Below are 14,741 nucleotides of genomic sequence, written 5' to 3' on the forward strand. Positions count from 1 at the left end.
CCTGAAGTAATTATAGAAATGAATATAGAAATGAAACAAAACTTTTTTAATGTATCCAAATTCGATTTAGAGTTATTTTAATCATTTCTTATTACCTAATTGGTCAGATATACTTTATTACTTTTACCGCAAGCCTTTTTTTAAAAGGCTTGACCGAAAATTTAAGCAACGAAAGGATCAAACATCATAGCGGTTGCAGTACAATGGTTTTCAGGATAGACCTTCCTCAAATATAGATACTCCAGCTTTCTGCAGGATCTTTCCAAGACGGAAAAGAGGGAGACCTACGACGTTAAAGAAATCACCCTCGATTTTTTCCACAAAGGCTGCCCCTTTTCCCTGAACAGCAAAAGCCCCTGCTTTATCAAGAGGTTCTCCTGTTCTGACATAGGCTGAAATCTGTTCATTACTTATTTTGTCCATCCAGACTGTCGTGGATTTCAGTTCACTGATTTCTTTCCCGCTGTCAAGGTCAAGGACTGTAAGCCCGGTTATAACCAGGAATCGCTGTCCACTTAAGAGTTTCAGCATTTTCTCTGCCTCTTCGGAAGATTTGGGTTTTCCCAGGAGTTCTCCATTAAAAAACACCGAGGTATCAGCAGAAATTACAAGCCCGGAATTGAAATGCTTAGCCACATCTCTGGCTTTTTCGGCGGAGTGCTTTAAGAGAAGTTCTTTAGGGTGCATGCCAGGGCAAGGAGATTCCTCGTAGGAACTGGCATAGACCAGAAAGTTATCTCCTATAAGTTGTTTAAGCAATTCTTTTCGCCTTGGAGATGCAGATGCGAGAATTATCTGACGCATGGAAAAAACTCAGGACGCATAGGATATATTTGTATTGCAGATAGAGAAGACATGGAAATTAATATTTGTATTGCAGATAGAGAAGACATGGGAATTAATTCGTGAAATTTTGATTAGTGAACTTGTTGATTATCCATGAATACTTTCAAAGAATCTCCTGATATTGCAAAGATCCTCAGGTTTTCCCAGAAGGATACAGGCATCTTTTGCCTGAAGGATGAAATTACCTTCTGGAGTGTAAATCAGATCCGAGCCTCTGCGAACCGAAAGTACTGTAACTCCGTGTTTTTTTCTAAAGTTCAGGTCTTCAAGAGCTTTTCCATCGAAACTTGAACCATCCTCCACTTTAAGGACCTGAATATCAACTCCCGGAAGCCCCTCTTTTATACTGAACTCGCTATCATCACATATATTCCCGGACAATTTCCGCAGCATCCGGTAGTCATTAGCCCGCACATCATTTACGAGTTTTTCAATGTTTTCTCTCGGAACCAGATACTTTTCCAGCACTCGGACAAAGATTTCTACTGAGGTTTCGTACTCCTCGGGGATGATTTCATCCGCTCCTAGGGAATTGAGGCGTTTCATTTCCTGCAGATCCCTTACTTTTGCGATGATGCAGATGTTCGGATTTAATTTTTTTGCAATTTCTACTATCTTACCTGTGGCGGTCGAATCCGAGATCCCAATAATAAGAACTCTTGCACTCTTAACGCCTGCATGTTCCAGTACAGCCTCAAAAGTTGCATCTCCATAGTGGATGTTCCCCCCGTTCTGTTTTTCCTGAATAACAGTTTCAGGGTTTGCTTCTACAATAATATAAGGGATGCCTGCGGCTTTTGCAGCCTTCGAGACTGTTCTTCCGGAAAAACCAAAACCTACGATGATTAAATGGTCTTTCATTTCAGGCTCAGCCTGTTCCTCTTCTTTAATAGGTTCCGAATATAAGCCATGTATTAGCTTCAGGCCATTGGTTGTTCCTGAAACTTTTGTGACAAGGAAATCAACAGGCTTGTAGGAAGCATTAATCAAAAAAGGTGTAACTCCCATAGTAAGTATAGAAACTGCAAGAAACGCCTGGTAAGTCTCTTCAGTCAGGAGAGAATATTCCACCCCCAATCTGGATAGAACAAAAGAAAATTCTCCTACCTGAGACAACGCAAGCCCTGCCAATATAGCTGTACGGAGTGGGTAGCCGAGAAGAAAAGTTATAGTTACTCCTGCAATTGATTTTACAAAAATTAAGGCAATTGAAGCAAGAATAAGGATAGGGAGATGATCAAGCAAATATCCGACGTTCAAGAGCATCCCTACAGATACAAAAAAGAAGCTCATGAACATATCTCTCAAAGGTACAATATTGCCCATTGCTTGCTGGCTGTACTGGGAACCTGATATGACAATTCCAGCTAAAAACGCACCCAGGGCAAGAGACAGTCCGATACTTGAAGTAAAAAGAGCAGTAGAAAGGCAAATGAAGACAACGCTTACAAGGAATAATTCTTTATTGCCTGTCCTGCCCACATGGTAGAATATATAGGGAATCAGGAACTTGGCACTCAGGATAAAAACCAGAATGACCAATGAACCTTTAAGAAAAACAGTTGAAAGTGAACCTTCAAAATTCAGAGAGTCTCCAGCCAATAATGGAGTAATAAGAATTAGGGGGACAATAGCGAGATCCTGAAATATCAAAATTGCGAGTGAGGTTTTCCCATGTTGTGTATAAACTTCGTTTCTGTCCTGGAGGACTTTGAGTACTATTGCAGTACTGCTAAGTGAAATCAAGAAACCGAAAAAAACAGAGGTAGCCGAGCTAAAACCTAAAGATGAACAAATAATAAGGGTAAGAAACGTAGTTAAGAGGATCTGGAGAATTCCACCCAAAAATAAAGCCTTTTTCATCTTCCATAGTTCTTTTAAGGAGAGATCAACTCCAATTGTAAAAAGCAAAAAGATTACACCGAGATCGGCATTTAGTTCATTCTGTCCTCCATTGAGAATACCAAGCCCATATGGACCAATCAGCATTCCGGTTACAAGAAAACCAAGTACAGGAGGAACTTGAAATCTGTAGAAAATAGTAAGAATTAAGATAGCAAAACCAAGAAGTACGTCAACGTTTGCCAGTAAAGAGGATACCATTTATCTTGCTCCTCCATAAATTGAAATAGGATTATCTGAACCTTTAGAAATCTTAAAAAACCTAAGATAGGCCCTAGGATTAAACATTAGAATTATATCTGCCAACCCCAAAATGTTTTGACTGATCAATAACAATATTTATTAAAAGATATAGTATTTTCGGTGAGAGACCAAATTTTCATAAATCCAGAAAACTGCTTCCATAGAAATCTAAAACTAAGGAAAATAAATGAAAAACAAGTGAAAAATAAGTGAAACTTAGATACACTATTTAAATATTAAATATAAGAGCCGATGAAAAATTGATAAATAAATAAAGTATGTTGAGTATATCAAAGAAGTAAAAGATCAAGTCGCTCTGCCATGTTGACAGAAATGGTTGTTTGGATTTGCATTTTTTAGATCATATTCCTTCCAGACCTCACATGAACTGCAGATACATTGCCTGTCAAAGTCAAGGTCCTGACATGGGGCCGTACCTTCCGAGCAATAAACACCCGGAACATTTTCTGGGTCTGGAACTTCACCTGCGGGCGCATTCTTCAATGCCTGTTTTGCACTCTGAACTTCACTCTGTGCACATTGACTCTTAGCCTGAACTGGGCACTGCGAGCACCTACACCTGCTAATATTTTTTTCTACATAAGGAACCACAAACTCCGTGCCTCTTTCAAAAGTTACATTTCGATCTCTAGGTGTTATAGTACTCTTCTCTTCGATTGGTGCATCTCTTCCCATATTCTATTACCCCCAAACTTAATACTCAAATTGGTTTTTATCCCCCACGTAATAATATAATACAAATTTTATAATTTATAGTTCATTGTAAATTTAGAGGTCTAGAGAGTGAACTGCCACTAAGCTAAAGACTTAGCGGCTTCCGAATTCATAGATGACCATCGGCATCTCCAAAGGCTTTAATTCCGGCTGAACCGTCCGTACTGAGTCTCGCTCTTTCGCTCGTTTCGGCTTTACGTAGTTACAAGCTTGAGTCGAAAGTTTTTCTACGACCTACTAAGCCTGATGGTAGACTCTTGGATAAAGGTTGCTTGGTTTTCGCATACCTTAATCTAATATTAAATTATCCGATGATCTATATGAAGTTAAAGAATACTGAAAAGAATAGAGGAGAAGTTGACGCTTATATCCCCTGAGCTAAAGACACAGCGATTTTACGAACGAGTATAGAGTAATCGCAGAGCGGATATGTAGTAGTGATCTTAAGAGGCTACTGCATTTAAGGTTATTTAATTTGAGGTTACCGCAATTGAAAGAAAACAGGTTTCAATTGAAAGATATTGAAAAAAAGGAGGATAATTAGAATTATTGGCTCGCTGAGAAGTGAAAAAATAAAAATAAGAAAGTTGTAAATAAGAAAGTTGTGACCGATAAAACCGGCTCCTTATAGGTGATATGATACCGATTAGAAGCACAGACTATGTAATTTCAATTATGTGAGCCTTCAGACTCCGTATCTTCCGAACTGACAACCGGATATCCTGCATCTGTCCAGGCAATGATACCTCCTACCATATTATAAACCTGGGTATATCCTGCGTTTACAAGCATTCTACCTGCTGTATCACTTCTGCGTCCTGTTCTGCAGTAAACCAGTATTTTCTCTTTAGGTACTTCGTCTATATGAGCTTTAAGCAGACTCTCTGAACTCAAATTTGATCCAAAGGCATTGCTTAAGGGAATTAAGGTCGCTCCTTTAATATGAGATGAGTTAAACTCATCAGGCGTACGAACATCAAGTACGAATACATCGCCTTTCTCAATCATCTCTTTTGCCTCCTGTACACTTACTTTTTCAAGTCCTGAGGTTTTTTCCGTTCTCTGTTCCGAAAAGATTAAAAATACTACCAGAAACAGGAAAATAAGAGAACCAAAATACATCAAATTTCCTTTATTCAACCAAGTTCCTCCAGCGCTATAAATGAGACCCTTAAAAGTTAATAGATACATTTATTCCTTTGCAGAATACACAAGGTTTCTATGAACTCTTTATTTCTGTAAATCCTTAAACAAATTAAACCAGCTTACACATTAAATTTCTTTTTATTTTTATTAGTGATCTTCAATCTAGCCATTTATTGGGCAAATGCTGAATCAGAAAACAGCACTAAAGGTTTAGCTAAATCAGAAAAAAAGTTAATTGAGAATTAAGAGAAAGACCCTGTATAAATTAAATCAGTAACAAGAAAAGTATAACTCTAGCGCATCGATTATCAAATAGATGCATAATAAGCAAATAATTACAGCTTATAACGCAAGCATTATTTAAAAGTCAAATGGAATTCTGTAACACAAAAAACGCAACCAGTCGCAGAGTAACTCGATCTGGATATTACAAACTAAGGAAAAACTCGATCTGGTATTGCAAACCAAGGAAAGCACGGAAAACACGAAAAGCACGGAAAAGCCGCGCCTTTACTACTTATTTCCGTGTCTTCCGCACTTCCAGTGGTTTTCAAAAAATTCATCCCTGACGTACTTTGGAATCAATGCACTAGTATAACTCTAATCACCAGGCACAAAGTAGAAGTTATTAATTTGAGTCTCAGGATTTTTTTCCTTAATCAAGCCATACTTAAAAGTCAGTATACTTAAAATTCAGAAATGAAGAAACTTTCCAAAAAATTCGAGATGTTTTTTAGATTACAAAATTTAAGAAAAATGAAACGAGGCTCATTCGTAAATCCACTTCGATGACTGCCATCCAGTATAGAGAAAGAAACTACACAGTTAAACTAAAGAACCAGTCGCATAAGACTTTAAACTGTCTAATTCATAATATATGTGATAGAGGTACGCGCTCATACTTCTTTTATTACTTAAACGTAATTTCTGTTAAGAGTACTCCCCTATAGAAACTCTAAACTTGAACTATTGAGGACTTAATGGTCCCTGCAGCCTGATGTAAGACATTACGAATGAGTAATCATGCTTTAACTATATTATGACAGTCTAGTTAACAACAGTCATTCCAGCCATTCATCCAGGAGTTGCCTGTTCCGAAGAAGCAAACATTTCCGAAGAGGCCATCGCATCCGAAGAAGCTACCTCCAAAGAAGGCGTCGAAGTCAAAGTCACAGTCGCATCCGCATCCACATTTATCTTTGTGACAGCATTTATCTTTGTGACAGCATTTATCTTTGTGACAGCATTTATCTCCGTATCCCCAGTCACAGCATTTATCCTTGCCGCAGTCGCAATTGTTATTCCAATAGCCTGCACTGGCTGATCCAGCTGTTAGTGATGCTACAAAAAAGACCAGCACTAACACGCTCATTGTCTTCTTAAGTATTCTCATTTGTACACACTCCTATAATTTGATACGACTAAGCTGTTGGTGTTTCAATCACTTTTATCGGTAGATACAGCACTTAAACATTATTTTATCACTTAGTTATTGATATAATTCTAGAAGACATGTTACTGACAGATTTTGTTCTTATTTTATGTGCCGAAAAAAATTTGCCGATTAAAATGATCTTAAGTTGCCCCCAACAAATAGTACATATCAACAGGAGATTATACTCAAAGAATATAATAGATACAGAAATATAAATAAGAAACCATTGTTAATTAAAAGAATATATTTAATAATATACTATTTACAGCTTGTTTTATATAATTTTATTTTGTATAGATAATTATCTTGAGCCGCACCCTTTTTTGTTAATAGACTTATTCCAAAAACTAATTTATGCTTAATTCAGAGAGCGTTCGTACTCACTCCAAAATTTGAAATGTCCTTATCAGTTCAAGGAATTTAATTAAAAACGAATTTTAGTTATGTAAGACCTGCAAATTTTATCGGTTTTTGCCTGATAAATGATAGGGCAGGAATTAGGAAAAAAACAAGAACCAGTAGCAAAAATGATTGAGAACTTTTTCAAATCTACTTTTTTTCCCTTTCTGAAAACCTGCTAATTTCACTGGAAAGACGCTGTACTTCGCTGCGCAGTTCTTCAATCTCTTTTGAGGACGACTTTTCACTTCCGACAAGAAAGCTTGCAAGGGCCGCAGTTACATATCCGAAAATGGAAAAAGCATAAACCGATAATAGAAAGGCAAGTATCCTTCCTTCAGCGGTTATTGGCCAGTAATTACTTTATTGTAGTCATAATCATTGCTGTCCACCAGAGAGCATCCAAATAAGAAGTAAAACCTTGTCGCTCAAAATCGTACATCTCCGCGGCTCCAAGTAGAGTAATCAAAGTTGTAAGCAGCAGGATATATCTCAAACCTCGCTGCCTCATTATCTGCCGGACTGTTCTTAAGCTCCGATTAAAAGAAGAAAGAACCCTAGCCAGATTAAGAGACCTGACAGAGTTTGCAAACCTGACCAGCCTGAATCCGCTAAATAACCTAAGAATTCTCAAGGCAGGCAAACACAGAGAAAAAGCGACAAGTCAGTTTTCCTTTAAATAACCCTTCTTATTCGGAGAAACTTCCAGTTCGATAAAAAAATCAACTATAAATATTCCCCAGATAAAAAAACTTAATGTCTGTAAGGTAGGAGAAAGACCATACACTAAGTCAATAATAATAAGAATCAGCCATAAGATTGACAGTAACATGAGAGGAAAATCAAAAAGAGAATTAATCTGGGAAAGTAACTCCATTCTTTCTTCTTTCAATTGATCTTTATCCATGTGTTTACCCTAATCAAAGTATATGCTCACATGCAGATTAGTGCACTTCCATTGTTAAAAGAAAGAACGGATAAATATAATAAGACTTCTTAGTCTATTTATATACTTATTAATAAATCTATTTTAGCCCGCAAATTTGTTTAACCTTGAATGTCCAGTAAGAGCAGAAATAGACCTGAAGGTTGATTTTGGATATCAGGCAAACATATCGAGTAGATAATGCACGGTAAAAAACTAGAAAAATAAAGGAGTAAAGAACTGTAAATACTATAGATTTGCAGCCTCTACTTCCTGAGTCGGATTTTCCAATCAAACTGACAAAGTAATTCCTTTCCTTATTCATCTTCATTACATGAACATTTTACCGATCAATAGTTACCTCATACCCAATTTTTCGGTTATGTTTCCCGTGTTCTTAATCATAGTCGTATTTCCGGTAATGTTGCATGTAACGGTTCTAGTTATTATTTGAGTCATATCATCCATATTTCGGATCATAATCTTTTTTCCGGTTACACTCATATTTTCGGGCATTCTGGTCATGTTTTCCATTTTTCCAGCCATTCCAGTCATGTCCATATCCTCGAGTACAACCGTATTTGCATCCATTCCCCCCATATAACCCATTTTATCGGCCATTCCGGGCATATTATCCATTTTTTCGGCCATTGAGGCCATATTATCCATATCTTTAAGTATAATCATGCCTCCGGTCATGTTACACGTCGTGGGCCTGGTTATGTTTTCCATTTTTTCAGTTATGTTTTCCATTTCCATTTCTCCGGCCATTCCGAGAATATTATAAATTTTTCCGGTCACTTCTTCCATACTACCCATGTTTCTGATTATAATCATTTTTCCAGTTAGATCACATGTTATGGTTCCAGTCATATCTCCAGCCATGAGCACTGTCAGGTTTTCCATTCTTCCAGCTGACATGTTATCCATTTTTGTGGCCATTCCGGTCATGTTTTCCATATTTGGGGTCATATTGTATGTCACGGTTCCAGTCATGGTTCCAACCTTGACAATGGTCATGTTCTGCAGGTTTTCGGCCATTCCGGACACGTTCTCCATTCTTGCGTCCATTCCGGCAGACATATTTCCGGCTGACATATTATCCATTTTTGTGGCCATTAAGCCCCTTTTATCCATTTCTCCAAAAATAACCACTTTTCCGGGCAAATTCTCCATTTTGCCGATTATAAGTGCTTTTTCGGTCATATTTCCAACGTCTTTGACTATGATTACCTTTCCGACCACATTAGATGTCATGGGCCCGGTCATGTTACCCATTTTACCGGTCATGTTACCCATTTTACCGGTCACGTTACTCATTTTACCGGTCATGTTCTCCATTTTTCCGCTTACATTATCCATACCGACCATAGCCGCATTTCCGGTCATGTTGCAGGTAATGGTTTCATCTATCTTTCCGGCCAAAATTGCACTCATATCCTCCATATTTCCGGCCATTTCCGTGTCAGTCTGCGCTTGCACAGACACAACCGACAACGTTAGACATAACGCTAGCAGAGAAACAATTAATTTCATTTTCATAATTTACCCCCGTATACGAGCTCGACCATTGGGCCGATCATATCTAATTAAATAAAAATTAATTTAATATAAATCCGCTAAATAATAAACGGCCAGCTTATAAATAATTAATCTCTATTAACTATGCAGATGAGTCTGGTTTTAATGATCAGTAGGCATTTTAAAAGTGATAATACATCATGTATCCATAGAGTTTAACCTAAAATTCAAAACTATCTCTATGAATTTTATGTTCTGAATAATTAATAGGATATCTGGTCATGAAAATAGTTATGAAACTATTTTATTTGAGAACAAAAATGGTTTTGGGATGAACTTATTAAAGAGCTCAGCAGAAATGTAACCAATGAAAAATGGCAGATTAAGAAGTAAGAGGTTAATAAGGAAGTTTATATTTCAGAGAATAACTTTAATTAAAAATAAGAAGAATAGAGCACGACTTTACTGACACAATAACTGGAGTAATTACATGGAAAATATTAAAAAATTTTTTAAGAACGACAATTTTGCTGCAGTTTCAGGAATTGAACTTTTAGAAGCCTCTCCGGGATATGCAAAAGCCATCATGAGTATAGAGGAAAAGCACCTTAATGCCCTGAAAACCGTTCAGGGAGGTGCAATATTTACCCTTGCAGATCTCACTTTTGCTGCAGCGTCAAATGCGTACGGCAATGTTGCTGTTGCTATCAATGCAAATATTTCTTTTGTAAAAGCCGCAACAGGCAAGACTCTCACAGCGGAAGCAAAAGAAACCTCAATAAATCCCAAAATTTCAACATATACTGTAAATATAACTGATGACAAAGGAGATCTTGTAGCAATATTCCAGGGTATGGGCTACAGGAAAAAGATTTCACTTGATGAGCTTTCCCGCATTTAAGTCCGGAAGAGGGTATCATTTAGTCCAGAAGAGTGTATCTCAATAAATCAGCGGGGATAATAATAACGTGATTCCAAAGGAGATGTATACTCAAGAAAGATTATTTTCGAATCTTTTTGTGCTCAAACACACCTATGATAGCATAACTAATCATAGAAAAGTTAGAAAATTCTAATCTAGACCTGAAGAGGTAGCTAGCAATTCTATTTTTTTGTGCTTCTCTGACAAAGCCACGATCTTTTTAAAACTCTCCCACATCCGTTCTTAAAGTAAGAACTCTTTTCGCTACTTTAGATATAAAAAGAAAAGAATTCTGGTTAAAAATCCAGTCATTTTTCAATTTTTACATTAGATACTTGGTTTTAAAAAACTAAATTAAAGAATTAATATTAAATAATAATTTTTTTGATCAAGACAACATATTTACATACGTAAATTGGCATGGTGTTAGAGGAATAAATATTTATTAAAAGAAATATAATTCAAAAAAGGATTCACTTTGATGATTTTCAATGCGACCGCCGGGATTCGAACCCGGGTTCTAAGCTTGGGAAGCTCAGGTCATAGCCGCTAAACCACAGTCGCATGAAGACGTACAGAAGTGATGTGTATTCTTCTCATGCATCTTTTAGATATTAAAGGTTTCGGTAACTAAGAGGGGACGGCAGGGATATTTGGTTTACAAGGAAAAGAGGAAAAACTCTATTTCTGAAATTTGAGGATGCAAAGCGATAAAGACCTGCGAATGGAATAACAGTATAATAGAGAAAGTTTCAAAGCGTTTTTTCGGGGAGAGGGTAATGGCTCGATTCATAGAGCTTGCGGAGCTTTTTGAAGAACTTGAAAAAATAACATCCCATAAGGAAATCGTCAGGAGAATTGCTAATTTTTTATAGGGATTGGAAAGAAAGGAAATAAAGGACAGTGCATACCTTTTTCTCGGGAGCATAGGACCTGCCTTTGAGAATATAACACTGGGAATAGGAGATAAGCTCGCTTTAAAAGCTATTGCCGGAGCATACAGAGTTTCCGAAGAGGAGGTTAAAAAAAGATATTCAAGGACAGGGGACCTTGGGGATGTGGCGTTTGAGTTAAACCAAGGAGAAGAAAAGTCTCTGGCAATCGATGAAGTGTTTGGGAGCCTAAAAGAGATAAAAGAAGCCTCAGGAAAAGGAAGTCAGGAGGAAAAAACCGGGCTGCTTTCCAGCATCCTGCAGCGAGCTAGCCCCAAAGAAGGAAAATATATAGTCAGGATTGTACTTGGGAAACTTAGGCTTGGTTTTGGGGACCAGTTTCTACTTGAAGCATTTTCTATTGCTTTTACAGGAGACAAAAAATATGTCGTCAAGATCAAAGAAAGCTACAGCGTCTGTACCGACATCGGAGAGCTTGCAGAATCCCTTGCAGAACAAGGTCCAAAAGCTCTTGGGCACTTTTCCATAAAACTCGGCCGGCCTGTCAGGTCAATGCTTGCGCAGCGCGTGAAAACTTTTGAAGAGCTTGAAGAAAGAATCCCCGGAAAAAAAGCAGCAGAAGAAAAATATGATGGGGAGAGAGTGCAGATCCATAAAAACGGAGAAGAGATCAAAGCTTTTTCTCGAAGGCTTGAAGATATAACTGCCCAGTATCCCGATGTTATAGAAGCAGTCAGGAAAGGCATTCTTGCGAAGAAAATCGTGCTTGATGGGGAAATTATTGCATACGTTGAAGGCGGGAAAGCAAACGATTCAACTGGAGAATTTTATTCATTCCAGAGACTAATGAAGAGGCGCAGAAAGTATGAGGTCCAAAAATATACTGAAATTTGCCCTGTTGCCGTATTCTTTTTTGATATTCTGTACCTGGAAGGAAATTCGCTCCTGAAGAAACCTTACCCGGAAAGACGGGCTATCCTTGAGGAACATGTAAAGGAATCAGAAATTCTTCACCTTGCTAGAAGAATTGTTACGGATAATCTTGAAGAGATCGAGGACTTTTTCAACGAGGCTCTGGAAAAGAGGCTTGAAGGAATTATAATCAAATCCATGGGTCGGAACTCAGCTTACGAAGCCGGAAAAAGGAGCTGGTTCTGGCTCAAATGGAAAGAAGAATATGCCAGCGGGATGAGGGAGACCTTTGACCTTGCAATTATAGGGAAATATTACGGGCGAGGAAAAAGAAAAGGTTCATTTGGAGCACTCCTCTGTGCAATTCTTAATGGAGAGGAACAGCGTTTTGAAACTTTTACAAAAGTCGGGACCGGGTTCACAGAAGCGGACGCTAAAGAAATCGACAGCCTGCTTTCAGAGCATATTATTTCTGAAGTCCCTAAAAATGTACTCATAAAAAGTAGAATGCTTCCGGATATCTTTGTAGAGCCTTCTCTGGTTATTGAAGTCCTTGGTTCGGAGATTACTGAAAGCCCGAGTCACACTGCCGGACAGGGAGAAGGAGATACCGGGCTTGCTCTGCGTTTTCCTCGCTTTTTACGCATAAGGCATGATAAAGGACCTTATGATATTACTACACTTACAGAAGTCAGGAATTTAAAGGAAGGCAAAAGCATTTGAAGATCTATTAAATAAAGAAAAGGTATTTGATGACTTATTAAAGAAAAAAGATAGCATTTGGAGCTTTATTAAAAGAATAAAATATATTTGGAAATCTATTGAGGAAGGCACAGGTATTTGAAGCCTATTTATGCAGAAAGGAAAGAAAGGAGAAGGTAGTAAAAGAAGAAACTGGAACAGAAAACAAAAGGGGCAGGGGTAACAATTGAAAAATCGAGAAATTGCCGAGTTATTTTATGAGGCTGCTGACATTCTTGAATACCAGCAGGTTGAGTGGAAACCACGTGCTTATCGGAAAGCTGCTCAGATGATAGAAAACCTTGGGGAAGATATAGAAAAAATTTATGCCAGAGAAGGAAAAGCCGGGCTGACTAAAATTCCGGGCATCGGGGAGTCCATTGCCGATCACATTTCCGAGTATCTGGAAACAAACAAAGTGGAAAAATTTGAAAAGCTTAAAGAAAAAGCCCCTTCAGGCACCGCAGAACTGATGGAAATTCGAGGACTTGGGGCAAAGAAAATAAAAAAGCTTTCCGACACACTTGGTGTAAGGACACTTTCAGATCTTAAAAACGCGATCATTGCCCACAGGCTAAAGAGACTCGAAGGATTTGGAGAAAAAAGTGAAAAGAATCTGGCAAGGGCAATTGAGCAGTATGAGAAAAGCCATGCCCGGCTAGCTTTAGGAAAAGCACTTCCACTAGCAGACGAAGTTATATCTGCTTTAAAAGCCCAGTGTGAAAGCAGAACCTCTAAAATCGACCTCTCGAAAATAATATACACAGGTTCACTCCGCAGGTTGAAAGAGACAATCGGGGATATCGATATCCTGGCAGAAGCTGAAAAAGAAGAGGCTTTGAAAGTAATGGATTGTTTTGTCTCCCTTCCGGACGTTGAACAGGTGATCTTAAAAGGCAGCACAAAAAGCAGCGTAATTTTGAGAGAAGGGACAGCTATTGACCTGAGAGTAGTCCCGCCTGAAAGCTACGGAGCCGCTCTTCAGTATTTTACGGGCTCAAAGGAGCACAATATAGAACTTAGAAATGTTGCCATCAAAAACGGTTACAAACTTTCTGAATACGGGCTGTATTTAAAAGAATCCGGAAAACAAATTGCAGGCAGCAGCGAAGCAGAGATTTATGAAAGACTTGGTCTTGCCTATATCCCACCCGAACTTCGTGAAAACCGGGGAGAAATTAAAGCCGCTGCAAGAAATGCCTTGCCCAAGCTGGTAGAAGCAGGTGATCTCAGGGGAGATCTCCATATGCATACCGAATACAGTGAAGGAAAAGACAGCCTTAAAACAATGATTGAAAAAGCAGAAACTCTTGGTTATGAGTATATCGCAGTAACCGATCATTCCCGTTCCCAAAAGATTGCAAACGGCCTGGAAGTCGAGAAATTAAAAGCCCAATGGAAAGAAATTGACAAACTCTCAAAACAATTCCGGATAAAAATCCTCAAAGGATCTGAGGTTGATATCCTGAAAGATGGAAGCTTAGACTATCCTGCTGGGATTCTCAAAGAACTCGATGTTGTGGTAGGAGCTGTACATTCCGGTTTTGCATTCCCTGAAAGGAGAATGACTGAAAGAATTGTCACGGCTCTGGAGAACAAATACCTCGATATCCTTGCACATCCCTCAGGCAGGCTGCTTGGGAAAAGAGAGGCTTATGCCGTTAATTTTGAAAAGGTCTTTGAAGTTGCCGCTGCAAATGGAAAAGTAATTGAGATCAACAGCCAACCTTCAAGGCTTGACCTTAATGACGATCTTATCCTGCGTGCAAAGACTTTTGGCCTAAAGTTCTGTATATCTACAGACAGCCATACCGTTTCCGACCTAACGTCCATGCGGTACGGTCTCGGACAGGCGCGTCGAGGCTGGTTGGAAAAAGAAGACGTTGTAAACACCTACCCCTACTCCAGGCTTAAACAAGTTTTCAAAAAACTCAATGCATGATCGGATGTGCCGCAACCGTTGCGCCGGTTGATCACGCCGACAACGTTCTTGCTGTTGTTTTCGGTCAAGCCTTTTTTCAAAAGGGTTGTGATCACGCCGACTAAGATGTTTTACTGGAGTTTTCGGTCAAGCCTTTTTTCAAAAGGGTTGCAGGCAAGCAGTTTTTTCAAAAGGGTTGT

At 38.5% G+C, this 14,741-nt stretch carries 11 protein-coding genes and 1 tRNA gene; 3 read left to right on the top strand and 9 right to left on the bottom strand.

The features are described 5' to 3' along the window. Positions 1–210 precede the first annotated feature (210 nt). The 8 genes from MSBRW_RS16490 to MSBRW_RS16520 form a co-directional block, all read right to left on the bottom strand. The gene (locus MSBRW_RS16490) at positions 211–804 is read right to left on the bottom strand and encodes a Maf family nucleotide pyrophosphatase (RefSeq protein ID WP_011306642.1); all 594 of its coding nucleotides are present in this window, start codon (positions 802–804) and stop codon (positions 211–213) included. 129 nt (positions 805–933) lie between these two features. Continuing rightward, positions 934–2,949 carry a monovalent cation:proton antiporter family protein gene (locus tag MSBRW_RS16495; RefSeq protein WP_011306641.1) on the bottom strand — a complete coding sequence of 672 codons (2,016 nt, stop codon included), beginning with the start codon at positions 2,947–2,949 and terminating at the stop codon, positions 934–936. 348 nt (positions 2,950–3,297) lie between these two features. Next, positions 3,298–3,687 (bottom strand): DUF2769 domain-containing protein, encoded by a 390-nt coding sequence (locus MSBRW_RS16500; protein WP_011306640.1) that lies wholly within the window; start codon positions 3,685–3,687, stop codon positions 3,298–3,300. A gap of 708 nt (positions 3,688–4,395) precedes the next feature. Continuing rightward, complete coding sequence (locus tag MSBRW_RS16505; protein ID WP_048102722.1) at positions 4,396–4,866, bottom strand: rhodanese-like domain-containing protein; 471 nt, start codon at positions 4,864–4,866, stop codon at positions 4,396–4,398. 1,080 nt (positions 4,867–5,946) lie between these two features. Continuing rightward, positions 5,947–6,189 carry a hypothetical protein gene (locus MSBRW_RS16510; protein WP_011306638.1) on the bottom strand — a complete coding sequence of 81 codons (243 nt, stop codon included), beginning with the start codon at positions 6,187–6,189 and terminating at the stop codon, positions 5,947–5,949. Positions 6,190–7,064: 875 nt separating this feature from the next. Beyond that, positions 7,065–7,340, bottom strand: a complete 276-nt coding sequence (locus tag MSBRW_RS23670) for a hypothetical protein (protein ID WP_230669818.1) — start codon at positions 7,338–7,340, stop codon at positions 7,065–7,067. Between the two features lie 30 nt (positions 7,341–7,370). Then, on the bottom strand, positions 7,371–7,613 hold the full coding sequence (locus MSBRW_RS23675; RefSeq protein ID WP_230669820.1) for a hypothetical protein: 243 nt from the start codon (positions 7,611–7,613) through the stop codon (positions 7,371–7,373). A gap of 375 nt (positions 7,614–7,988) precedes the next feature. Then, positions 7,989–9,173, bottom strand: coding sequence for a hypothetical protein (locus tag MSBRW_RS16520; protein ID WP_011306637.1), 1,185 nt, complete (start codon positions 9,171–9,173; stop codon positions 7,989–7,991). A gap of 469 nt (positions 9,174–9,642) precedes the next feature. Between MSBRW_RS16520 and MSBRW_RS16525 the strand changes: the two genes are divergently transcribed. Further along, positions 9,643–10,053, top strand: a complete 411-nt coding sequence (locus tag MSBRW_RS16525) for a PaaI family thioesterase (protein ID WP_011306636.1) — start codon at positions 9,643–9,645, stop codon at positions 10,051–10,053. Between the two features lie 513 nt (positions 10,054–10,566). On the opposite strand, the gene MSBRW_RS16530 is transcribed toward MSBRW_RS16525, so the two are convergent. Continuing rightward, a tRNA-Gly gene (locus MSBRW_RS16530) sits at positions 10,567–10,638 on the bottom strand. A gap of 314 nt (positions 10,639–10,952) precedes the next feature. Here MSBRW_RS16530 and MSBRW_RS16535 point away from each other — a divergent pair. Beyond that, entirely contained in the window at positions 10,953–12,602 is a 1,650-nt protein-coding gene (locus tag MSBRW_RS16535) for an ATP-dependent DNA ligase (RefSeq protein ID WP_011306634.1), read from the top strand. A gap of 205 nt (positions 12,603–12,807) precedes the next feature. Further along, the gene (gene polX, locus MSBRW_RS16540; RefSeq protein WP_011306633.1) at positions 12,808–14,562 is read left to right on the top strand and encodes a DNA polymerase/3'-5' exonuclease PolX; all 1,755 of its coding nucleotides are present in this window, start codon (positions 12,808–12,810) and stop codon (positions 14,560–14,562) included. Positions 14,563–14,741 lie beyond the last annotated feature (179 nt).

The sequence above is a fragment of the Methanosarcina barkeri str. Wiesmoor genome, from assembly GCF_000969985.1.
In the GTDB taxonomy this organism is placed as follows: Archaea; Halobacteriota; Methanosarcinia; order Methanosarcinales; family Methanosarcinaceae; genus Methanosarcina; species Methanosarcina barkeri_B.